Origin of the sequence: Bradyrhizobium sp. S3.12.5, from assembly GCF_040548225.1 — a bacterium.
Classification (GTDB): domain Bacteria; phylum Pseudomonadota; class Alphaproteobacteria; order Rhizobiales; family Xanthobacteraceae; genus Bradyrhizobium; species Bradyrhizobium cytisi.
This window is the reverse complement of sequence record NZ_JBEPRF010000064.1, coordinates 1-1,512: the sequence shown is the minus strand read 5'-3', so window position 1 is coordinate 1,512 and position 1,512 is coordinate 1. Positions and strand designations below refer to the sequence as shown.

Here is a 1,512-nt window from a genome sequence, read left to right as displayed (position 1 = left end):
AGCGAAGATTCCATGGGGGGTGGATAGCGACCGAGTCTGGAGCCAGACTGGAGTTGCAAAACCACCCAACCTGGAGACACCGATGTTGCTCGATCATCCTTCCGACGGACCGACCGCTATCCGCACGCAGTTTGGCGCAATTTTTGTGTCTTTGGAACTGAGCCGTTCGACGTGGCTGATCACGTCACTTTCGCCTGGCAACGGCGAGAAGATGTCCAGACATAGCGTCTCGGCGAGCGATACGGCTGAGCTGATGAAGCTGTTTTCGGAACTCAAGCGCAAGGCGATGGCCCGGACCGGTCAGACCTATCCGATCATCACGATCCAGGAGGCGGGGCTGGAGGGGTTTTGGCTGCACCGGGTTATGCGACAGGAGGGGATCGAGAGCCACGTGGTCGATCCCGCCTCGATTGCGACGTCGCGACGGCGACGCCGGGCCAAGACCGACAGGCTCGATGGCGAGGCGCTGTTGCGGGCCCTTCTGGCCTACAAGCGCGGCGAGCCTCGGGTCTGCGCGATGGTGGCGGCCCCTTCGCCCGAAGAGGAAGATCGCCGTCGGCTGAGCCGCGAACGGCGGACATTGATTGCCGAGCGGATCGAGCATGTGAACCGGATCAAAGGCCTTCTGTTTGCACAGGGCATATCCGACTACGTGCCTTTGCGGCAGAACCGACGGATACGGCTCGCGGCCTTGCAGACCGGCGACGGACGGGAACTGCCGGCGCACTTGAAAGCGCAGATCAGCCGCGAACTCGACCGGCTTGAACTGTTACTCACCCAGATCAAGGCGGTCGAGGCCGAGCAGGATGCGTTGTTGGCTGCTGCCGCAAAGTTTGAAAGCGGGACGACGGAGCCGGTGGCGATGCTGTCGGCATTGAAGGCGATGGGGCCCAATTTTGCGATCATTCTCTGGTCGGAGGCCTTCTACCGGCAGTTCTCCAACCGGCGCCAGATCGCCGCCTATGCGGGTCTTGCGGCGACGCCGTGGCGCAGCGGAGGAATCGAGCGAGAGCAAGGCGTCTCGAAGGCCGGCAATCCGCGGCTTCGCACGACGATGATCCAGCTCGCCTGGCTCTGGGTGCGCCATCAGCCCAAATCGGCGCTGACACTCTGGTTCAAGGCCAACAGCCAGCGCGGCAGCAAGCGCATGATCGTTGCTCTGGCACGCAAGCTTCTGGTCGCTTTGTGGAAGTACGTTACCCATGGCGTCGTGATCGAGGGAGCCGTGATGAAGAGCGCAGCCTGAGATCGGGAGACCTCTCCCTAACCGACAACCCATCCGCCGGGGCCCGATCAGCCCCGGTCGATCCGGGTGGACGAACCGATGGATTGCATGGCTTCAAACGCCGCAACGAAGAATGGTCCCGTCCTCTCGAGCCTGCCCGCCGCAAGCGGAATGTTGGTGCAGTCGCTATCGCGCGACGACCGAATGTGAGTTTGATCTGGCACGTAAACCAGATTGCAGAACCGGCTCGAACCTTGGATCGCCGACGAAAAGGAGTGCTCTGAACC

General features: G+C 62.0%; 2 protein-coding genes. One reads left to right on the top strand and one right to left on the bottom strand.

The window, feature by feature from the left end:
- Positions 1-82 precede the first annotated feature (82 nt).
- Positions 83-1,246, top strand: coding sequence for an IS110 family RNA-guided transposase (locus ABIC09_RS37390; RefSeq protein ID WP_354112434.1), 1,164 nt, complete (start codon positions 83-85; stop codon positions 1,244-1,246).
- A 47-nt stretch (positions 1,247-1,293) separates the two neighbouring features.
- Here the strand turns inward: ABIC09_RS37390 and ABIC09_RS37385 are convergent.
- Positions 1,294-1,512, bottom strand: a 219-nt coding sequence (locus tag ABIC09_RS37385; RefSeq protein ID WP_354112433.1) for a hypothetical protein, incomplete at its 5' end; no start/stop codon positions are given.